The organism is Pseudomonas sp. MF6747 (assembly GCF_963890955.1).
Lineage (GTDB): Bacteria > Pseudomonadota > Gammaproteobacteria > Pseudomonadales > Pseudomonadaceae > Aquipseudomonas.
Genome location: NZ_CAWPSZ010000009.1, coordinates 129,223 through 147,913, shown reverse-complemented (window position 1 = coordinate 147,913; position 18,691 = coordinate 129,223). Strand labels below are relative to the sequence as shown.

Annotated in this window: 21 protein-coding genes; 11 read left to right on the top strand and 10 right to left on the bottom strand. The window is 60.8% G+C overall.

Annotation, left to right across the window (positions count from 1 at the left end):
- Positions 1–183: 183 nt before the first annotated feature.
- Positions 184–618, bottom strand: a complete 435-nt coding sequence (locus AACW30_RS11100) for a MarR family winged helix-turn-helix transcriptional regulator (RefSeq protein WP_106576523.1) — start codon at positions 616–618, stop codon at positions 184–186.
- Between the two features lie 81 nt (positions 619–699).
- On the opposite strand from AACW30_RS11100, the gene AACW30_RS11095 reads away from it, so the two are divergent.
- Both AACW30_RS11095 and AACW30_RS11090 read left to right on the top strand, forming a co-directional pair.
- Positions 700–1,866 (top strand): aminotransferase-like domain-containing protein, encoded by a 1,167-nt coding sequence (locus AACW30_RS11095; protein ID WP_200625018.1) that lies wholly within the window; start codon positions 700–702, stop codon positions 1,864–1,866.
- 10 nt (positions 1,867–1,876) lie between these two features.
- A complete protein-coding gene (locus AACW30_RS11090; RefSeq protein WP_200625017.1) occupies positions 1,877–2,479 on the top strand; it encodes a glutathione S-transferase family protein in 603 nt (200 codons plus the stop codon).
- A gap of 100 nt (positions 2,480–2,579) precedes the next feature.
- Here AACW30_RS11090 and AACW30_RS11085 read toward each other — a convergent pair whose 3' ends face one another.
- Positions 2,580–3,476: a LysR family transcriptional regulator gene (locus AACW30_RS11085; protein WP_200625016.1), complete on the bottom strand. Its 897-nt coding sequence runs from the start codon at positions 3,474–3,476 to the stop codon at positions 2,580–2,582.
- A 125-nt stretch (positions 3,477–3,601) separates the two neighbouring features.
- On the opposite strand from AACW30_RS11085, the gene AACW30_RS11080 reads away from it, so the two are divergent.
- Genes AACW30_RS11080 through AACW30_RS11070 form a run of 3 tightly spaced genes read left to right on the top strand, consistent with a single transcriptional unit; the run spans position 3,602 to position 6,538 of the window.
- A complete protein-coding gene (locus AACW30_RS11080) occupies positions 3,602–4,894 on the top strand; it encodes a CitMHS family transporter (protein ID WP_200625015.1) in 1,293 nt (430 codons plus the stop codon).
- 1 nt (position 4,895) lies between these two features.
- Positions 4,896–6,221 (top strand): acyclic terpene utilization AtuA family protein, encoded by a 1,326-nt coding sequence (locus AACW30_RS11075; protein WP_179609266.1) that lies wholly within the window; start codon positions 4,896–4,898, stop codon positions 6,219–6,221.
- Positions 6,218–6,538 carry an AtuA-related protein gene (locus AACW30_RS11070; protein ID WP_106576528.1) on the top strand — a complete coding sequence of 107 codons (321 nt, stop codon included), beginning with the start codon at positions 6,218–6,220 and terminating at the stop codon, positions 6,536–6,538. Before AACW30_RS11075 ends, AACW30_RS11070 begins: the two co-directional genes overlap by 4 nt.
- A 103-nt stretch (positions 6,539–6,641) precedes the next feature.
- Here AACW30_RS11070 and AACW30_RS11065 read toward each other — a convergent pair whose 3' ends face one another.
- The 5 genes from AACW30_RS11065 to AACW30_RS11045 all read right to left on the bottom strand — a co-directional run bounded on the left by AACW30_RS11065 (position 6,642) and on the right by AACW30_RS11045 (position 9,425).
- On the bottom strand, positions 6,642–7,013 hold the full coding sequence (locus AACW30_RS11065; protein ID WP_200625014.1) for a glutathione S-transferase N-terminal domain-containing protein: 372 nt from the start codon (positions 7,011–7,013) through the stop codon (positions 6,642–6,644).
- Between the two features lie 102 nt (positions 7,014–7,115).
- Positions 7,116–7,661, bottom strand: coding sequence for a GTP cyclohydrolase I FolE (gene folE / locus AACW30_RS11060; protein WP_003442011.1), 546 nt, complete (start codon positions 7,659–7,661; stop codon positions 7,116–7,118).
- Between the two features lie 78 nt (positions 7,662–7,739).
- Complete coding sequence (locus AACW30_RS11055) at positions 7,740–8,297, bottom strand: Smr/MutS family protein (protein WP_106576530.1); 558 nt, start codon at positions 8,295–8,297, stop codon at positions 7,740–7,742.
- 75 nt (positions 8,298–8,372) lie between these two features.
- The gene (locus AACW30_RS11050; RefSeq protein ID WP_106576531.1) at positions 8,373–8,693 is read right to left on the bottom strand and encodes a hypothetical protein; all 321 of its coding nucleotides are present in this window, start codon (positions 8,691–8,693) and stop codon (positions 8,373–8,375) included.
- A 141-nt stretch (positions 8,694–8,834) separates the two neighbouring features.
- Positions 8,835–9,425: a cysteine hydrolase family protein gene (locus AACW30_RS11045; RefSeq protein WP_106576532.1), complete on the bottom strand. Its 591-nt coding sequence runs from the start codon at positions 9,423–9,425 to the stop codon at positions 8,835–8,837.
- Positions 9,426–9,664: 239 nt separating this feature from the next.
- On the opposite strand from AACW30_RS11045, the gene prmB reads away from it, so the two are divergent.
- On the top strand, positions 9,665–10,573 hold the full coding sequence (gene prmB, locus AACW30_RS11040; RefSeq protein ID WP_106576533.1) for a 50S ribosomal protein L3 N(5)-glutamine methyltransferase: 909 nt from the start codon (positions 9,665–9,667) through the stop codon (positions 10,571–10,573).
- Positions 10,574–10,713: 140 nt separating this feature from the next.
- Here prmB and AACW30_RS11035 read toward each other — a convergent pair whose 3' ends face one another.
- Positions 10,714–11,520 (bottom strand): hypothetical protein, encoded by an 807-nt coding sequence (locus tag AACW30_RS11035; protein ID WP_200625013.1) that lies wholly within the window; start codon positions 11,518–11,520, stop codon positions 10,714–10,716.
- A gap of 99 nt (positions 11,521–11,619) precedes the next feature.
- Positions 11,620–12,582, bottom strand: a complete 963-nt coding sequence (locus tag AACW30_RS11030; RefSeq protein ID WP_106576535.1) for an alpha/beta hydrolase — start codon at positions 12,580–12,582, stop codon at positions 11,620–11,622.
- Positions 12,583–12,725: 143 nt separating this feature from the next.
- On the opposite strand from AACW30_RS11030, the gene aroC reads away from it, so the two are divergent.
- From aroC to AACW30_RS11010, 4 genes are all read left to right on the top strand, one after another.
- Entirely contained in the window at positions 12,726–13,817 is a 1,092-nt protein-coding gene (gene aroC / locus AACW30_RS11025; RefSeq protein ID WP_106576536.1) for a chorismate synthase, read from the top strand.
- 52 nt (positions 13,818–13,869) lie between these two features.
- Positions 13,870–15,036: an MFS transporter gene (locus tag AACW30_RS11020; protein WP_234452690.1), complete on the top strand. Its 1,167-nt coding sequence runs from the start codon at positions 13,870–13,872 to the stop codon at positions 15,034–15,036.
- Positions 15,033–15,563 carry an acireductone dioxygenase gene (locus tag AACW30_RS11015; protein ID WP_200625012.1) on the top strand — a complete coding sequence of 177 codons (531 nt, stop codon included), beginning with the start codon at positions 15,033–15,035 and terminating at the stop codon, positions 15,561–15,563. The genes AACW30_RS11020 and AACW30_RS11015 overlap by 4 nt, the downstream gene beginning before the upstream one ends.
- A gap of 208 nt (positions 15,564–15,771) precedes the next feature.
- Positions 15,772–16,038, top strand: coding sequence for a response regulator transcription factor (locus AACW30_RS11010; RefSeq protein ID WP_200625011.1), 267 nt, complete (start codon positions 15,772–15,774; stop codon positions 16,036–16,038).
- Positions 16,039–16,096: 58 nt separating this feature from the next.
- Here AACW30_RS11010 and AACW30_RS11005 read toward each other — a convergent pair whose 3' ends face one another.
- The gene (locus AACW30_RS11005) at positions 16,097–16,375 is read right to left on the bottom strand and encodes a DUF3509 domain-containing protein (RefSeq protein ID WP_016970113.1); all 279 of its coding nucleotides are present in this window, start codon (positions 16,373–16,375) and stop codon (positions 16,097–16,099) included.
- 394 nt (positions 16,376–16,769) lie between these two features.
- Here AACW30_RS11005 and AACW30_RS11000 point away from each other — a divergent pair, with 394 nt between their 5' ends.
- Positions 16,770–18,596 (top strand): long-chain-acyl-CoA synthetase, encoded by a 1,827-nt coding sequence (locus AACW30_RS11000; RefSeq protein ID WP_200625010.1) that lies wholly within the window; start codon positions 16,770–16,772, stop codon positions 18,594–18,596.
- Positions 18,597–18,691 lie beyond the last annotated feature (95 nt).

The following is an 18,691-nucleotide window of genomic DNA, read 5'->3' as shown; positions in this document are numbered from 1 at the left end:
GTACTCCTCAAGAGTTTTATTGTTATTTCCAGCGCCGGTCACAGGTGTGGGCAACAGCGCTTTGAGGTACTGGCGGGTTTTTGTTGACCAATAGGTCAGGAACTCGCACGAAGCGAATTATGCTTTTGTATACAAATAAAGCAAATAATGTTTTCGGTTGTGTGTGCGAAACAAGATGAAAGGCTAATTCGCGGCACTCAGCGCCTGATTCACCGCCAGCCATCCCGCCACCGCGTCTTCGCCGGCTTCGCTGAAGGCGCGCTGCAACAATTTCACCTGTTCACGGCGCAAGGACTGCTCGAAGCGCTGGCCTTCCTCGCTCAATTCCAACAGGCGTTTACGCTTGTCAGCCTCGGAGGCCACGCTGTTTACCAAGTGCATTTCCTGCAGCTGTCGCAACGGCATGTTCAACGCCTGCTTGCTCACGCCGAGCAACTCCAGCAGTTGCTTCACGCTCAAGGCAGGGTAGCGCGCGATAAAAAACACGATGCGCTGGTGCACACGGCTCAAGCCTCGGCGCTCGAGCATCTCGTCGGCCTTGGCGGTAAAAGCCTGGTAGCCGAAAAAGAACGCTTCCATGGCTTGTTGCTGGCTGTTCTGGGTTTTAAGGTCAAGCATATTGACGTATCTACTCAAGTCGTCGTAATTTCGGTCAAGCAGTTTGACGTATTTTTCATGCGCTTTGCCACCGGTGACCTTATGGCCTTCTCTGAACGTGTTACACGCCTCAAAAGCTCCTTGATCCGTGAAATCCTTGCCGCGGCCCAGCGCCCGGAAGTGATGTCGTTCGCCGGTGGCCTGCCGGCCGAAGCCATGCTGCCCGCACTGAACTGGGACAGCATGCCGCTCACCATCGGCCAATATGGCATGAGCGAAGGCGAACCGCAGTTGCGCGAACTGCTCGCCGCCCAGGCCCGCGCGTTGGGCGTACCGTGCCAGGCGAGCCAGGTGCTGGTGGTCAGCGGTTCCCAGCAAACCCTGGACCTGGCCGCCAAACTGTATATCGACAAAGGCACCAAGGTTCTGCTGGAAGGCCCGACTTACCTGGCGGCGTTGCAGATCTTCCAACTGTTCGGCGCCGATTGCCTGACCGTGCAACTGGAGGCCGACGGTCCCCACCTGGGCACCTTGCGCACCCTCCTTGAACGCCATCGCCCGGCGTTCATCTATTTGATTCCGACGTTCCAGAACCCTTCGGCCGTACGCTACAGCGAGGCCAAGCGCGCTGCCGTCGCCGCGTTGCTCGATGAGTTCGGCGTCACCCTGATCGAAGACGAACCCTACCGTGAACTGACCTTTGACGGCGCCAGTGCGCAGCCCATCGCCGGGCGCCTGAAAAAAGCCAGCTGGATCTACACCGGCACCGTTTCCAAGACCCTGCTGCCGGGCCTGCGCGTCGGCTACCTGATCGCCAGCCAGGATCTGTTCCCGCATCTGCTCAAGCTCAAGCAATCGGCCGACCTGCACACCAACCGCGTCGGCCAGTGGCAGGCCATGCAGTGGATCGGCACCCAGAAGTACCAGCAGCACCTGGCGGAACTGCGCCGCTTTTACCGCGAGCGCCGCGATGCATTCCAGGCCGCGCTGGAGCGTCATTTTGGCGATCTGGCTGACTGGCAGACGCCTCAGGGCGGATTATTCTTCTGGCTGACCTTGAAACAACCGCTCGACACCCGCACCTTGTTGGCGCAAGCATTGGATCAGGACGTCGCGTTCATGCCTGGTGAACCGTTCTTTTCCGAGCCCGATCAACACTTCGGCTCGTTGCGCCTCAATTTCAGCCATATCGACCCGGCCCGTCTGGACGAAGGTCTCAAGCGCCTGGCCGCGGTGGTCCGTCAAGCACAGCACGCGCAAGCGGCATAAGGGGAGCCCCATGTACAAGGTTTATGGCGATTACAAGTCGGGCAACTGCTACAAGGTCAAGTTGATGCTCAATCTGTTGGGCATCGAGTACCAATGGATTGATGTCGATATTCTCAAGGGCGACACCCAGACCGCTGAATTCCTGGCCAAGAACCCCAATGGCAAGATCCCGGTGCCGGAACTGGAAGATGGCACCTGCCTGTGGGAATCCAACGCGATCCTCAACTTCCTGGCGGACGGCAGCGAGTTTCTGCCGGCTGAGCCGCGCCTGCGTACCCAAGTGCTGCAATGGCAGTTTTTCGAGCAATACAGCCATGAGCCGTATATCGCGGTGGCGCGGTTTATCCAGTTCTACCTGAACATGCCGGAAGACCGGCTGGAGGAATACAAAACCACCCATAAGGGCGGCTACAAGGCCTTGAGGGTGATGGAGCGTCAGTTGCAAGCCACGCCCTACCTGGTGGGCGAGCGATATTCGATTGCCGATATCGCGCTGTATGCCTACACCCACGTGGCCCACGAAGGGGGTTTTGACCTGACGCCATACCCGGCGGTGCAGGCGTGGCTCAAGCGTGTGGCCAGCCATCCAAAACATGTGGCGATGCTGGACTGAACACAGGTCCACAGGTGGGAGCGGGCTTGCTCGCGAAGGGAGGGCAGTCACTGATGATTGGACTGATCCACCGTTTTCGCGAACAAGCCCGCCCCCACCTTTAGCTGTCCCTTGTGGCAGACAGTTGATCCTTCAGCAAGTCAAAACAGCGCTGCGCCGCCGGGCTCAAGCCCATGCCGCTGCGCCTGATCAAGCCGATCTCCCGGTTCACCCCGGGATGATCGATGGTGATGCGCTTTAACCCCTCCAGGCTGTCCGCCGCCGACTCCGGCAACACACTGATGCCCAGCCCTTGGCGCACCAGCGCCAGCACTGTGGACATATAGTTGGCCTCCATGCCGGCGTTCATACTCAGGCGCGTCTCGTCGAACAACGCATCCACCTGCTCACGCACACTGCTGTCGCGTCCAGTAAGAATGATCGGTTGATCCGCCAATTGCTCCAGGGTCAACTGAGGATGGCGGGCGAGGGGATGATCCAGCGGTACAAACGCACACAGCCGATCATTCAACACCGGCTCGAACGCCAGGCCATGGCTTAACCGTGCGCGCACACCGATACCGAAATCCACCTCGCCGGCGCGAACTTCGGCATGAATACGGTGAGCCACCAGGTCATGCAGGCGCACCTCGATGCCGGCGAAGTGCTCGCGAAACTGGCGCAAGGCCGGGGGCAGGGCACCGGCGCACACCGAGGGCAGGGCGGCGATAGTCACTACACCACGGCGCAACGCGGCGAGGTCGCGCGAGCCGGTGACGATGTTGTCCAGGTCCAGCAGCAGTTTTTCCATGGGCCCGCGCGCTTCCTGGCCGGCGGCGGTGATGCTCACGTGGCGCGGGCTGCGGTCGAGCAGGGCGACGCCGAGCCAGTCCTCCAACTGCTGAACTTGTACGGTCAGTGCTGACGCAGACAGATGCAGTTCATTGGCGGCCTTGGTGAAGCTGCCGGTGCGCGCCACGGCCAGGAAAGCCTGAATATGCTGGATGCTGTTTTTCATGGGAGTAGCTTCATTTTGTTTTTCCGAACGTGAGCGGCTGAATATTCCAATTTACAAAGACTAACCCGCTTCCAATACTCCGGGGAAAACAATAACCGGCCATCAAGGCCGCTCTGGAGTAACCCATGCTCGCTACCCTGGGTGTCATTACCATCCTGTGCCTGCTCGCCGCCGTCATGAGCAAACGCCTCTCGCCACTGGTGGCGCTGATCGCCTTGCCGATCATTGCCGCCTTGCTCGGCGGGTTCGGCCTGCAAACCAGCGTCTTCATCATTACCGGTATCAAGAACGTCGCCCCCGTGGTGGGCATGTTTGTGTTCGCGATCCTGTTTTTCGGGATCATGACCGACGCCGGCATGCTCGATCCCATCATCGACCGTATCCTGCGCACAGTCGGGACGCGCCCTACGCGCATTGTCGTCGGCACCGCGACGCTGGCGCTGCTGGTGCACCTGGACGGCTCGGGGGCGGTGACGTTTCTGGTGACCGTGCCGGCGATGCTGCCGCTGTATACACGGCTGGGCATCGACAAACGTATCCTCGCCTGTGTGTGCGCGATGGCCGCCGGGGTCAACTTCCTGCCCTGGACCGGCCCCGTGCTGCGCTCATCGGCCGCCTTGCACGTGCCGGTGGCCGACCTGTTCCAGCCGCTGATCCCGGTGCAGATCGTCGGGCTGATGTTTGTGTTCGCCTGTGCCTGGTGGCTGGGCCGCCGCGAAGAAAAACGCCTGGGCCTGGGTGCCGGTTCCACGGTCGATGCGGTGCCGCAACGCGTGCTCAGCGACGCTGACAGCCTGTTGCGTCGCCCGCGCCTGTTCTGGGTCAACCTGATGCTCACCGTGCTGGTGATGGTGGTGATGATTGCCGGCTGGGTCGACCCGGTGGTGATGTTCATGCTCGGCACCGTGGTGGCACTGTGCATCAACTACCCGAACGTGGACGCCCAGCGCGCACGCATCGATGCGCATGCCAAGACCGCCCTGACCATGGCCAGCATCCTGCTTGCCGCCGGGGTGTTCACCGGCATCATGCAAGGCACAGGCATGCTCAAGGCCATGGCCGAAGTGGCGGTGGCGCAGATTCCAGCCGGCCACGGCAAGTTGATCCCGGCGGTGGTGGGCTTCATTTCCATGCCGCTGAGCCTGCTGTTCGACCCCGATTCCTACTATTTCGGCGTGATGCCGGTGATCGCCGAAGTCGGCAAGGCCCTGGGCGTCGACCCGTTGCAAGTGGCCCAGGCCTCATTGCTGGGCGTGCACACCACCGGCTTTCCGGTCAGCCCGCTGACCCCCGCGACGTTTTTGTTGGTGGGCCTGTGCAAGGTCGAACTGGCCGACCACCAGCGCTTCACCATTCCTTTTCTGTTTGCCGCGTCGGTGTTGATGACCCTGACCGCGTTGCTCCTGGGAGTGATTTGAGATGAAAACCTTGCGCATCGGTTCCGGCGCCGGCTATTCCGGCGACCGTATCGAACCTGCCGTGGAGTTGGCCAGCCGGGGCGACCTGGATTATCTGGTCTTCGAATGCCTGGCCGAGCGCACCATCGCGCTCGCGCAGCAGGTACGTATCAGCGATCCACAGGGCGGTTATGACCCGTTGCTGAGTGAACGCATGCGCCGCGTGCTGCCGTTTGTGGGCCGGCGTGATGGCCAGCGTCGGCTGCGGGTGATCACCAACATGGGCGCCGCCAACCCGGTGTCAGCGGCCATCGAAGTGCGGCGGATTGCCGATGAATTGGGCCTGCACCTCAACGTCGTGGCGGCGGTGGGCGATGACGTGCTGCAGGTTTTGCAGCCCGAGCTAATGCTGGACAACGGCCAGACCCTCGGCTCGTTGGGCGAGCGGCTGATTTCGGCGAATGCCTACTTGGGCGTCGACGCCATACTGGAGGCGCTGCACGCCGATGCCGATGTGGTGATCACCGGACGCGTGGCCGACCCCTCGCTGTTCCTGGCGCCGCAGATGTTCGAGTTCGGCTGGGCCGCGCACGATTGGCAACGCCTGGGCCGCGGTACGCTGGTGGGGCATTTGCTCGAATGCGCGGGTCAGGTCAGCGGCGGTTATTTTGCCGACCCAGGTTTCAAGGACGTGGATGACCTGGCGCGCCTGGGCTTCCCGTTGGCCGAGATCAACGCCGACGGCGAAGCGGTGATCACCAAAGTGGCGGGTTCTGGTGGGCGGGTCAGCCGCGCTACCTGTACTGAGCAACTGATCTATGAAGTGCATGACCCGGCGGCCTACCTGACGCCGGACGTCACTGCCGACTTTTCTCACGTGAGTTTTGTCGAGGAAGGCCTCGACCGCGTGCGCGCCCTGGGCGCCGATGGCCGTGCGCGGCCTGAGCAATTGAAGGTCAGCGTCGGCTATTTGGACGGTTGGATCGGCGAGGGACAGATGTCCTACGGCGGTCCGGGAGCTGTCGCACGGGCGCAGTTGGCGCGGGATATCGTGCTCAAGCGGCTGGAGTTGATGGGCGTCAACATGCAGGAGGTGCGCGCCGAGTTGATCGGCATGGATTCACTGCACGGCCCACGCAGCAACGTCGAACCCTGGGAAGTGCGCCTGCGCGTGGCCGCGCGCTGTGAAGCACGCAGCGACGCGGTGCGGGTCGGCAATGAAGTGGAAACCCTTTACACCAACGGCCCGTCGGGCGGCGGCGGCGCGAGCAAAAGCGTGCGGCAAGTGGTAGCGGTGGCGTCGTTATTGCTGGCGCGAAGCGCGGTCAACCCGAGGATCGAAGCATGAAACTGCACACCCTGGCCCATTCCCGCACCGGCGATAAGGGCGACACCTCGAACATCTCGATCATTGCCTATCGCGCTGAGGATTATCCGCTGCTGTGCGAGCAGCTCACGGCGGAGCGCGTCGCCGAGTTTTTTGCCGGTTTGCGCGAACCCGGCGCGGCGCCGGTGCGGCGTTATGAACTGCCGAATGTGCAGGCGCTGAACTTTGTGTTGCCGGGCATCTTGCGCGGCGGCGTTACCCGCTCGCTGGCGCTGGATGCCCACGGCAAGTGCCTGGGCTCGGCCTTGTTGGCTATCGAATTGGCGATGCCGAACTAATGTGGGCGCTGGCTTGCCTGCGATAGCGTCACCTCGGTATCACTGATAAATCGAGGTGTCTGCATCGCAGGCAAGCCAGCTCCCACATTGACCGCGGTGTTTATCAGACCGCGGCGAACCGCTTGTCGAGGTAGTCAATGATCACTTTGGAGTCATACATCCAAGTGGTCTGGCCATTTTCTTCAATGCGCAGGCACGGCACTTTGATCTTGCCGCCTTGCTCCAGCAGGGTCTGGCGATCTTGCGCATTGTTCTTCGCATCCTTCAACGCCACCGGCACATTCAGGCGGTGCAACGTACGACGGGTCTTCACGCAGAACGGGCAGGCGTGGAACTGATACAGGGTCAGGTTCTTGGCCGCAGCGTTCACCTGCGCCTGTTGTTCGGCGGGGCGCTGCTTTTTGCGTGGGCGGGTAATGAAGTCGCCCGCGATGATGACGTGGCCGAGGCCCACTCGAAGTGCTTTGACGAACATGGCTGAAAACCTCTTGCCCATGAAGAAGGGGCCGCAGCTTACCTGAAATTTGCAGGCGAAAAAAAACCGGCGATGAACGCCGGCTTTTTCCTACGCAGCCTGTTACTTGATCAGGCTGAGAAACTCGCTGCGCGTGGCCGCGTTTTCGCGGAACTCACCCAGCATCACCGAGGTGATCATCGAGGAATTCTGTTTCTCTACACCGCGCATCATCATGCACATGTGCTTGGCTTCGATCACTACGGCCACGCCCAGCGCGCCGGTGACTTGCATCACGGCATCGGCGATCTGACGGCTGAGGTTCTCCTGGATTTGCAGGCGGCGCGCATACATGTCGACAATCCGCGCTACTTTCGACAGGCCCAGCACTTTGCCGCTCGGGATATACGCAACATGCGCTTTACCGATAAACGGCAGCAGGTGGTGTTCGCACAGCGAGTACAGCTCGATGTCCTTGACCAGCACCATTTCGCTGTTGTCGGAGCTGAACAAGGCACCGTTGGTGACTTCTTCGAGTGTCTGTTCATAGCCGCGGCAAAGGTACTGCATCGCCTTGGCGGCACGCTTTGGCGTGTCGAGCAGGCCCTCGCGGGAAACGTCCTCGCCGAGTTGGCCGAGGATCGCGGTGTAATTCTGTTCCAGGGACATGAAACTACCTGTGGGATTTTCGCAAAGCGCAAGGTTACGGTGGCGGACACATCGCTGCAAGCCTGACGATGGCACTTGTTACTCGTCGCGCCCCTCCATCATGGTGCGCTTGAGCATCACATACACCGCGCCCGCGCCGCCGTGGCGGGCCTGGCAGGAGGTAAAACCGAGCACTTGGGAATGCTGGCGCAGCCAGGTGTTCACGTGGCTCTTGATCATCGGCCGCTTGCCATCCAACCGCACGGCCTTGCCATGGGTGACGCGCACGCAGCGGATTTCGAATTTGGTCGCTTCGGCCAGGAAGGCCCAGAGGGTTTCACGGGCTTTTTCGACGTTCATGCCGTGCAGGTCAAGGCTGCCCTCGAACGGGATCTGGCCGGCCTTGAGCTTGCGCATCTGGCTTTCCTGCACGCCGTCGCGGGCCCACATCAACTCGTCTTCGGGGCCTACGTCGATTACGAACTGGTCCGACAGGCCATCCACGGTGGTGGCATCGGTGCGCACGGTCGCAGCCTGGCGCAGCTTGGCGATCTGCGCCCGGTCGGTCTTGGGTTTGCCAGTGTCGGCACGGTCGTGCTTGATCGGCTTGACGCCGCGCAGCTCGTTTTTGAACAGGGAAAAATCGTCGTCTTGCATGTCAGCCTCCGCGAAGGGCGGGCAGTTTACCTAAATCGCGGCGGCCGGGGCGCAGGAAACGCTATCCAAGCGCCATCAGTCGTGCTTTTTCATCAGGTGTGAGGCGATGTTCAGCGACAGCGGCTGACGCATCCGCCGACGGCTGCGACGCCATAACCAGACGCCCAGCCAGAGTACCAACAGGCCGATCACCAACAAAATTGCCGAGCCGCCCGGGCTGGCATTCAGTTCGCCGAGTGCTGGCGAATGACCAAAAAAACCGGCGCCGCCGGCACCTGCCAGCAGCAAACCTACAATGGCCAGCAGCGCGGCAAAGCCCGCCACCAGGCGCAGACGCCAGTTGCTCGGGCCCTTGGGGCGCAAGCGACGAGCGTCAAAACCATCGGATATCTTCATTCCGACCTTTCCTCCAGGGTATCGGCCCTTCGACCGGAAGATACACAGGTTGTTCCTGTACCAGAGGCAATTGCAGAAAATGAAAAGGTTTTGCGGATGAGCGGGGCAATAAACACGCCGCGCCGCTCATCAGAAGGTCGATCAGATCAGATCTTTGGTCAACGCGAGGGTCGCGAAGTTATCGGCCATGATGGCCATCTCGGTCTGTTGCACATGTTCAGCGCTCAGGATGCCGCCTTTGTAAGGCAGGTCGCGCGTGGCGCAGGCGTCTTCCACCAGGGTGCAGCGAAAGCCCAGGTTCTTGGCGGCGCGCACGGTCGTGCTGACGCTGGAGTGGCTCATGAAGCCGCAGACGATGAGGTCCAGGGAACCGAGGTCCTGCAGGTGTTTTTCCAGCCCTGTGCCGTGAAATGCGCTCGGCAGCAGTTTGCCGATGATGGTTTCGTCACCGAGCGGTTCCAGGCCGGGAATGAATTCGCCGCGCTCGCCCTGCGGGTCGAACAGGCCACCGACGGTGCCAAGGTGGCGTACATGCACGATCGGACGCCCGGCATTGCGCGCGGCGGCAACCAACTGCTTGATGTTTTCGACCGCCGCGTCCATGCCCGAGAGGGCGAGTGGACCGCTGAGGTATTCCTTTTGGGCGTCGATGATCACGAGGGTCGCATGGTTCAGGTTGGCTGCTGCGTAACCGCGACCGCTGAGTTGAAACATCGTCTTTGGAACGGACATTCTGGGGCTCCTGTGAGGGGGGCTTTTGCGACATTGTCCACTGGCTGAGCGGTTCTGTGAATCGCTACCATCGTAAGGTACGCCGTTGTTGGCGTGCAGCCATGTCAAGTGGGCGGCTTGTTTAAGCCTGCGATGGCAAATTGGATGAAAACCGACGGATGGCGAAGGGGTTTCGTACATCGTCGGTACAGGCGAAGGCTGTTAGAATCGCCAGTCGTTTTTTCCAGGAGCTTGCCCCCGTGATCACATCCCGCCTGCGCACACTGCGCGACCATATCCGTTGGGCTGTCAGCCGTTTCCATGGGGAAGACCTGTTTTTCGGCCATGGTACCGACAATGCCTGGGACGAAGCCCGGCAATTGGTGCTCGGCGCCTTGCACCTGCCTTGGGAAATTGCCGACAGCTACCTGGACTGCAATCTGGAAGAAGAGGAAATTTCCCACGTGCAGCGCTTGCTGCACCGCCGTATCCATGAGCGCGTACCCACCGCTTACCTGTTGAAGGAAGCCTGGTTCTGCGGGATGTCGTTCATTGTCGACGAGCGTGTGCTGATCCCGCGTTCACCGATTGGCGAACTGATCGAAAACCGCTTCGAACCCTGGCTGGCTCAGCCGCCGGCGCGCATCCTCGACCTGTGCACCGGCTCCGGTTGCATTGGCATCGCGTGCGCCTACGAGTTCCAGGACGCCGAAGTGGTGCTGGGCGACCTGTCCTTCGAGGCGCTGGAGGTGGCCAACCAGAACATCGAGCGCCATGGCGTCGACGAGCGCGTCTACACCGTGCAGGGCGACGGCTTCGACGGTTTGCCGGGTCAGCGGTTTGATCTGATCGTGTCTAACCCGCCGTACGTGGATGCCGAAGACTTCGCCGATATGCCCGACGAATACCAGCACGAGCCGGAGTTGGGCCTGGCCTGCGGCGATGATGGCTTGAACCTGGTGCGACGGATGTTGGCTGAGGCTGCGGACCACCTCACCGAGAAAGGCTTGTTGATTGTCGAGGTTGGCAACAGCCAGGTGCACGTTGAGGCGTTGTACCCGGAAGTCGACTTTGCCTGGCTGGAGTTCCAGCGCGGTGGGCACGGTGTGTTCATGTTGACGGCCGAGCAGTGCCGCGCGCATCAAGCGGTATTTGCTGCTCGGGTGTAAACCGACCCACCTGTAGAAACTGACCCTGAATGTGGGAGCGGGCTTGCCCGCGAATGCGGTATGACAGTCAACTTATCAGTGACTGATACACCGCTTTCGCGAGCAAGCCCGCTTCCACATTTTCATTGCGTTCCAACGGGCTAGCGGTGCGTGGCAATCCAGATCAACAACCCTGCCTGAAACACCGTAAACGCCACCAAACAGGTGATGGTAAAGCGCAGCCCGCTGTCCTCACGCTTGAACTTGGTGACCTTTTCCTCTTCCTTGCGCAGTTTCACTTCCTGCTCGGCCAGGTTCTGCTCGGCCTGTTGCAGCATCTGCGCGGCTTCGAGGATTTCCACGAACTGCACCTTCTCGGTGTTCCAGCTGTCCAGCACTGCGCTGACTTTGCACGGCTGCACGTTGCCTTTGAGGTGTTGCACATCGGCATAGGCCACATCAAAACCCTGGATGCGCAGGAAGTGATCGCGACGCAAGCGCGTGGCTTCGTTCAGCGCGTCTTTATTGGCCAGGTCCACGCCGTCGACGCGGTAGTGTGACCACTTCTTTTTCGCCCACGCCGCGCCTTGAGCGACGAGGAAGCGACCGATTCCCCGGTTGGCCGGTTCGATTTCCAGGCTGTTGCCCGGGCCGAAGTGCACACGGTGCTTATCGTGATCGACCCAGATATCCAAGTGGTTCTGCTCGCGGCGCACCCGCTGGCCCGGCAACTGGATGACCATGCGCAACAGGCTGTGGTGTTTGTCATTGCGTTCGGCATAGCCGAACTGCACGAACCGCAACGGCCGCGCACCGGTGGCACGGTCGGTGGCCAGGGGCGCGAGGCGTAGCATCTTGAAATGTTCGGCCTGCACGTCCGCCCACGGCAGGGCCGCTGCTTCGACGGCCTCGGTTTTTTCAGCCGGGGTGTCGGCAATAGGTTCTGGTGTAGCTTCTGTGGTTGTCATGCGGCGCGATCCTGTCCAAGCCCTGCGGGTCGACAGTCTTTTTACTGTCGACCCTGGGCTTATCGGCCGTTTTTCTCAGGACTGGAGGTAGATAGTCGCTTAACGGGGTTGAAGTCCGTCGATAAAGCGCACGATGCGCTCACCCAGCTCGGCGGCAAGCGGCAGTTTCGGGTCGTTGTAGGAGGCCAGTTGCTCTTTCACGTCCTTGGGCACGATGCGCATGACGTGGTTCATGCCTTCGATCACGGTCAAGTGCGCGTCGGGCTTGGCGTTTTTCAGTTGCCGTGCATCTGCGACGCCGACCTGAATATCGTTGGTGCCCTGGATGATCAGGGCCGGCATGTTCAGCTTGGCGAACGCGGCTGACGGGTCGGCGCGAAACAGGCTGATCAGATAAGGCTGCACGCTGGGTCGGAAAATACCTTCCAGCGGGCCCGGCACATCGGCATCCACTTGGCCGGCCTTGAGGTGGTCGAGGATCTCGTTGCTGCGCAGCAACAGGGCAGGGGGCAGGTGGTCGGCCAACTGCTGGCGGATCACCTGATCCACCGGTCGCGCACTGCCAGACAAAGAAATGACGCCGGCCGGATTCAGTTGCGGTGCGGCGAGCGCGGCAACCAGCGCGCCTTCGCTGTGGCCCAGGACGATCAGCGGACCCATGCGGCTGTCGGCCTTGAGCAGCTTGCCCCAGGCCACGGCATCGGATACGTAGGCGTCCAGGGTCAGGTTGCGTTCATCCGGCGTGGCCGCCAGGCTGGCGGCCACGCCGCGCTTGTCGTAGCGCACGCTGGCAATGTTGTGTCGGGCAAGCACCCAGGCCAGCCGCTTGAGGCTGTCGTTGCGTGCACCGTCGGCGCTGTTGCCGTTACGGTCGGTAGGCCCGGAGCCGGCAATGATCAACACCACCGGCACCGGCTTGTCGGATTGGGGCAGTAAAAGCGAGCCAAACAGCTCGCCGTTGCCGGTGTCCAGGCTGATCGGCCGTTGCAGCACGACAGGGGAGGCGGCGAAGCCCAGGCTGGAAAACAGGGTGAGGGTTAAAAGCAGAACTCGCAGCATCATCGCGCCATCATCAGGAAGGTGCCGGTTGGACCAACGTCTACCGGTAAGGTTTCGAGGATGAACTAGTCGGTTAGCCTGCGTATACTGGCCGCCTTAAGTTATTACGGTTGACTTGATTCAACTGATTTCACGGAGCGCCCTGCATGTCCGGCAATACCTTCGGCAAGCTGTTCACTGTCACCACCGCGGGCGAAAGCCATGGCCCGGCGTTGGTCGCCATTGTCGACGGCTGCCCGCCAGGCCTCGAGCTGTCTGTGGAAGACCTGCAGCGCGACCTCGACCGCCGCAAGCCCGGCACCAGCCGCCACACCACCCAGCGCCAGGAGCCCGATGAAGTCGAAATCCTCTCCGGCGTGTTCGAAGGCCGCACCACCGGTTGCGCCATCGGCCTGCTGATTCGCAATACCGACCAGAAGTCCAAGGACTACTCGGCGATCAAGGACCTGTTCCGCCCGGCACACGCCGACTACACCTACCATCACAAATACGGCGAACGCGACTACCGTGGCGGTGGCCGCAGCTCGGCGCGCGAAACCGCGATGCGTGTGGCCGCCGGTGCCATCGCCAAGAAATATCTGGCCACCCAGGGCATCGTGATCCGCGGCTACATGAGCCAGCTGGGTCCGATCGAGATCCCGTTCAAGACCTGGGACAGCGTCGACGACAACGCTTTCTTCAGCCCCGACCCGGACAAAGTGCCGGAACTGGAAGCCTACATGGACCAGTTGCGCCGCGACCAGGACTCCGTCGGCGCGAAGATTACCGTGGTTGCAGAAGGCGTCAAACCTGGCTTGGGCGAGCCGATCTTCGACCGCCTCGATGCCGAGCTGGCCCATGCGCTGATGAGCATCAACGCGGTGAAGGGCGTGGAAATCGGCGCCGGTTTCGCCTGTGTGTCCCAGCGCGGCACCGAGCACCGCGATGAACTGACCCCGCAGGGTTTCCTCAGCAACAACGCGGGCGGCATCCTGGGCGGTATTTCCTCGGGCCAACCGATCGTTGCGCACCTGGCCCTCAAGGCCACGTCGAGCATCACCACGCCAGGCCGCTCGATTGATGTGCACGGCAATCCGGTGGATGTGATCACCAAGGGCCGTCATGACCCGTGTGTCGGCATCCGTGCCACGCCGATTGCCGAAGCCATGATGGCCATCGTGTTGATGGACCACCTGCTGCGCAACCGCGGGCAAAATGCCGAGGTACGCGTGAATACGCCGGTGCTGGGCCAGCTGTGACAGCCTGTGGCGGGCGGGCGTGCTCAGGCAGGGCCGCGAAGCGGCCCCGTCCATGGTGAGCCCGACCCTCCCGTACTGGCGCCTGTCCAGCTTCTACCTGTTCTACTTCGCCCTGCTCGGGGCGACGGCGCCGTTCCTGGCGCTGTACTTCGATCATCTCGGGTTCTCCAGCGCACGCATTGGTGAGTTGGTGGCTATCCCCATGCTGATGCGCTGCGTGGCGCCCAACCTGTGGGGCTGGCTCGGCGATTACACCGGGCGGCGCCTGGCCATCGTCCGGTTTGGCGCAGTGTGTACGCTGGCCAGCTTTTCACTGATTTTCTTCAGCAAGACCTACGCCTGGCTCGCGCTGGTGATGGCCCTGCATGCGTTCTTCTGGCACGCCGTGTTGCCGCAGTTTGAAGTGATCACCCTGGCCCACCTGCAAAAGCAAACCTCGCGCTACAGCCAGATCCGCCTGTGGGGCTCGATTGGTTTCATCCTCACCGTGGTGATCATGGGCCGCCTGTTCGACTGGCTGAGCCTGGACATTTACCCGGTGGTGGTCGTGGTGATCATGGCCGGCATCATCGGTGCCAGCCTGTGGGTACCGAATGCGCAACCCGCGACCCACGACAATCGCCTGGCCGGTGACGGTTTTCTCAGGCAATTGCGCAGCCCTGGGGTACTGGCGTTTTATGCCTGCGTGGCGCTGATGCAAATGAGCCACGGCCCGTATTACACCTTCCTCACCCTGCACCTCGAACATCTGGGCTACAGCCGTGGCGTGATCGGCATGCTCTGGGCCTTGGGCGTGGTCGCAGAAGTGCTGATGTTTCTGGCCATGAGCCGCATCCTCACGCGCTTTTCGGTGCGACGGGTGCTGCTGGCAAGTTTCCTGTTGGCCGCCGTGCGCTGGTTGCTGCTGGGCTCATTCGCCGAATTTTTCTGGGTGCTGCTGCTGGCGCAGGTGATGCACGCGGCCACCTTTGGCAGTTTTCATGCGGCGGCGATTGCCTTTGTGCAACGCAGCTTCGGCGCCCGCCAGCAAGGCCAGGGCCAGGCGCTGTATGCCGCACTGGCCGGCACTGGCGGCGCATTGGGCGCGCTGTATGCCGGTTATAGCTGGAATCTGTTGGGGCCGACCCTGACCTTCAGCATCGCCAGTGTCGCGGCCCTGGCCGCCGCCCTCATCATTGGCTTTCGATTGCAAGAGCCGAATAAAGGAACCGTGCAATGAGTTATGTCGCTGTTTATCCGCTCGCCACACCCGATACCCCGAACAAGGTGTTGACCCATTTCGACGACATCGTCTCGACCCTGGTTGAGCACGGCGTGGGTTTTGACCGCTGGCAGCCCAGCCCGATTGAAAAAGGCGCCAGTGACGCAGAGATGATCGCCGCGTACCAGTCGCAGATCGATGCCCTCGGCTACGGCTCTGCTCATGTATTGAGCGTAACGGGCGACCATCCGCAGCGCGCCGAGTTGCGCGCTGAAGGCCTCAAGGCGCGTCGCTACAGCGCCGACAACGTGCATTTCTTCATCGCGGGCCAAGGCTTGTTCTGCCTGCTCGTGGGCGAATATGTCTACGCCGTGCGTTGTGAGAAGAATGACGTGCTGGTGGTTCCGGCCGGAATGCCGCATTGGCTCGACGTGGGCGAGAATCCGCACTGTGTGGCGCTACGTTTATTCCATACAGCCGAAGGCTGTGTGCCTCAGTTCACTGACCAGGACAGTGCCGCTGGCTTTCCAGGCTTGGACGATTAAGCGCGAATAGTTAAAGGTTCAATCCCGGCAGGTTGGAAGTTGTTGTGGGAAGGAACTCAATTAAATGTAAGACGTAGCTGTTTATGCGGCGCCTTATGCTTTCAATCCATTCGTTATGTAACTCTCTGCCGACTCAATGTTTATATCACCTGTCAATCGCAGGAATCCGAAAGGTGGTATGGCATCCACTGATACAGGAGAGAGATTGATGAGTGGCCCAGAGCAGCCGTGTCGCGCGCTTGCCGTGCCGAGCGCCGTTGGAAAACGCCTGAGCCTGTGCGGCAAACCCCTGACGCCGACAGAGCTGGAAATCCTGCGCTGGGCCTCGGAAGGCAAGACCGTCTGGGAAATCAGCCAGATTCGCTCCACTTCCCAAGCCACGGTTAAATTCCATCTGCGCAACATCTACCTCAAGCTGCAAGTCACCAACCGCGTGCAGGCGATGAATGCAGCAGCCCGACAGGGGCTTTGTTGAAGGCACAAAAAAAGGCCGCGACGCTCAACGGCGTCGCGGCCTTTTTTGCTCAGATTACTCAGGCCGAATGGTAGGTCGGCAGGGCAAAGCGATTCTGGCTTTGCAGCATCGAGATCTGTGGCAGTTCGCTGGCTTGTTCGGCCAGGTCGCGGCGAATGGCGCTGATGACCCAGGTCAGCTGGTCAGCGGTGTGCAGTTGTTGGTACGAAATCGAACGCTTGACCTGTTTGCCTTCGCTGTTGCGCAGGGTCAACAGGATCCCGCCGTCTGGGCGTGGCTGAGTGGTGACGTCGTATTGGGAGAATACAGAAGCGAATTTATCTTGGATCAGGCTCATGTCTATCAGCTCCGTTGGCTCAAGTTGGCAAGCATGGAGTGATAGGTGCAGTGATTGTGCCAGTATTGGATTGTCTAAAAAATCGTTATAAATCAGGCACTTAAAATTTTTCAGTTTTTTCACTTTCGTGCAATTTGCATGAAAGGCCATCGTGCATCCTGCATTTTGCGCTATCGAGGCCGGGCATTTCGCTCCCTCGTTACAGTTAATGACCGCGTCGGCGCCGCGCAATTCCCTTTTTGATGCTGGGCGGCATGGGATACAAAACTTTTCAAATCCCACATGTACAGCTGAAGAATGGCAGGCGTATTTTCCTGCAAAGCATCCGTCCTCTTCCTACAGGGCCGATGCGGTGTCTGGATCATATGAAGAATAAGAAAAAGGACGTTCCGCCATGAGCCATCCGCACGACGACATGATTACTTGGGGCAAGCTACTGCGTAAGGTGCCGGCGATAGTTCGGGCCCTGCCACGCGTGGTGCGCGGCATGCGCGCCGCGAACGTCACCGATCCCAGCCAGCCCTGCGGCCTGGGGTGGCAATTCGAACAGGCCACCTCTCGTAACCCAGATGGCGCGGCGCTGTTGTATGGCGATAGTGTGCTCAGCTACGCCCAAGCCAACCAGCGTGCCAACCGCATCGCCCATCACCTGCACCAGCAGGGCATCGGCAAGGGGGATGTGGTCGCGTTGTTCATCGAAAACCGCCCCGAACTGCTGTTGAGCGTGCTGGCCGTGGCCAAGCTGGGTGGTATCTGTGCAATGCTCAATACGTCGCAAACCCAGGCGGCGCTGGTGCACAGCCTGAATCTGGTGAGTCCGGTGGCAATCGTGGTGGGCGCAGAGTTGGTAGCGGCCTACACGAGCGTGCGTGAGCACGTGACAATCGCGGCGCACAGGACCTGGTTTGTCGCCGATCAGCAGTCAAGCACGCTGCCTGAAGGCTATACCGACCTGATGGCCGCCAGTGCCGACGGCTCGGTGGACAACCCCGCCAGTACCGGACAAGTGTTCTTCAACGACCCCTGCTTCTATATCTACACCTCCGGCACCACCGGCTTGCCCAAGGCCGGCATCATGAAGCACGGGCGCTGGACCAAAACCGCCGTCAGCTTCGGCAGCATTGCGCTGGACATGGGTCCGGATGACGTCCTCTATTGCACGTTGCCGCTGTACCACGCCACCGGCCTGTGCGTGTGCTGGGGCTCGGCGATTGTCGGGGCTTCGGGCTTTGCCATCCGGCGTAAATTCAGCGCCAGCCAGTTCTGGGACGATGCGCGCAAATTCAACGCAACCACCCTGGGCTATGTCGGCGAGTTGTGCCGCTACCTGCTCGATCAGCCCGCCAGCGCTCAGGATCTCGATAACCGCGTGACCAAGATGGTCGGTAATGGCCTGCGTCCCGGCGTGTGGGCGCAGTTCAAGCAACGTTATGGCGTTGAGCATATCTGCGAACTGTATGCCGCCAGTGACGGCAACATCGGGTTCACCAACGTACTGAATTTCGACAACACCATCGGCTTTTGCCTGCAGCATTGGGCATTGGTGGACTACAACAACGACAGCGGTGAACCGGTGCGCGGCAGCGACGGTTTCATGCGCAAGGTGCAAACAGGCGGGCAGGGGTTGTTACTGGCCAGGATCGATGAAAAGTCACCGTTCGACGGCTACACCGACCCGGAAAAGAACCGCAAAGTGGTGCTGACCGACGTGTTCGAAAAGGGCGACCGCTATTTCAATACCGGCGACTTGTTGCGCAGCATCGGCTTCGGCCATGCGCAATTTGTCGATCGCCTGGGCGATACCTATCGCTGGAAGGGCGAAAACGTGTCGACCACCGAAGTGGAGAACGTGCTGCTGCAACATCCGCAGATTGCCGAAGTGGTGGCCTACGGTGTCGAGATCGAAAACACCAACGGCCGGGCTGGCATGGTCGCCATCACCCCAAGTGAATCCCTGGCCTCGCTGGACATGCGTGAATTGCTGCAATTCGCCCATGGCCAGTTGCCGCATTACGCGGTGCCGTTGTTCCTGCGGATCAAGGTGAAGATGGAAACCACCGGCACCTTCAAGTATCAGAAAGTGCGCCTCAAAGAGGAGGCCTTCGACCCGGGCAAGGCCGGCAATGACCCGGTGTATGCCTGGCTGCCGGGGTCGGATTGCTACGTGCCGGTCACCGGCCACTTGTTGGCGCAGATTCAGGGCGGACATTTCCGCTATTAAAAGCAGCGCTATTGATTCTGCCTATGACCGCTTTCGGCAAAAAAGCCATGACAGTGGGGAACTCCATCGCGACACTGGGCGCCTATAAAGCAACC

What these genes read in the sequence shown, in the direction of transcription:
- AACW30_RS11000 (WP_200625010.1), top strand. Translation starts at nt 16,770, where the DNA reads ATGAGCCATCCGCACGACGACATGATTACTTGGGGCAAGCTACTGCGT.
- AACW30_RS11030 (WP_106576535.1), bottom strand. Translation starts at nt 12,582, where the DNA reads ATGATGCTGCGAGTTCTGCTTTTAACCCTCACCCTGTTTTCCAGCCTG.
- AACW30_RS11070 (WP_106576528.1), top strand. Translation starts at nt 6,218, where the DNA reads ATGAAACTGCACACCCTGGCCCATTCCCGCACCGGCGATAAGGGCGAC.
- AACW30_RS11080 (WP_200625015.1), top strand. Translation starts at nt 3,602, where the DNA reads ATGCTCGCTACCCTGGGTGTCATTACCATCCTGTGCCTGCTCGCCGCC.
- AACW30_RS11085 (WP_200625016.1), bottom strand. Translation starts at nt 3,476, where the DNA reads ATGAAAAACAGCATCCAGCATATTCAGGCTTTCCTGGCCGTGGCGCGC.
- AACW30_RS11005 (WP_016970113.1), bottom strand. Translation starts at nt 16,375, where the DNA reads ATGAGCCTGATCCAAGATAAATTCGCTTCTGTATTCTCCCAATACGAC.
- AACW30_RS11015 (WP_200625012.1), top strand. Translation starts at nt 15,033, where the DNA reads ATGAGTTATGTCGCTGTTTATCCGCTCGCCACACCCGATACCCCGAAC.
- AACW30_RS11100 (WP_106576523.1), bottom strand. Translation starts at nt 618, where the DNA reads ATGCTTGACCTTAAAACCCAGAACAGCCAGCAACAAGCCATGGAAGCG.
- AACW30_RS11090 (WP_200625017.1), top strand. Translation starts at nt 1,877, where the DNA reads ATGTACAAGGTTTATGGCGATTACAAGTCGGGCAACTGCTACAAGGTC.
- aroC (WP_106576536.1), top strand. Translation starts at nt 12,726, where the DNA reads ATGTCCGGCAATACCTTCGGCAAGCTGTTCACTGTCACCACCGCGGGC.
- AACW30_RS11075 (WP_179609266.1), top strand. Translation starts at nt 4,896, where the DNA reads ATGAAAACCTTGCGCATCGGTTCCGGCGCCGGCTATTCCGGCGACCGT.
- AACW30_RS11050 (WP_106576531.1), bottom strand. Translation starts at nt 8,693, where the DNA reads ATGAAGATATCCGATGGTTTTGACGCTCGTCGCTTGCGCCCCAAGGGC.
- AACW30_RS11055 (WP_106576530.1), bottom strand. Translation starts at nt 8,297, where the DNA reads ATGCAAGACGACGATTTTTCCCTGTTCAAAAACGAGCTGCGCGGCGTC.
- AACW30_RS11020 (WP_234452690.1), top strand. Translation starts at nt 13,870, where the DNA reads ATGGTGAGCCCGACCCTCCCGTACTGGCGCCTGTCCAGCTTCTACCTG.
- AACW30_RS11035 (WP_200625013.1), bottom strand. Translation starts at nt 11,520, where the DNA reads ATGACAACCACAGAAGCTACACCAGAACCTATTGCCGACACCCCGGCT.
- AACW30_RS11010 (WP_200625011.1), top strand. Translation starts at nt 15,772, where the DNA reads ATGAGTGGCCCAGAGCAGCCGTGTCGCGCGCTTGCCGTGCCGAGCGCC.
- AACW30_RS11045 (WP_106576532.1), bottom strand. Translation starts at nt 9,425, where the DNA reads ATGTCCGTTCCAAAGACGATGTTTCAACTCAGCGGTCGCGGTTACGCA.
- AACW30_RS11065 (WP_200625014.1), bottom strand. Translation starts at nt 7,013, where the DNA reads ATGTTCGTCAAAGCACTTCGAGTGGGCCTCGGCCACGTCATCATCGCG.
- AACW30_RS11095 (WP_200625018.1), top strand. Translation starts at nt 700, where the DNA reads ATGGCCTTCTCTGAACGTGTTACACGCCTCAAAAGCTCCTTGATCCGT.
- folE (WP_003442011.1), bottom strand. Translation starts at nt 7,661, where the DNA reads ATGTCCCTGGAACAGAATTACACCGCGATCCTCGGCCAACTCGGCGAG.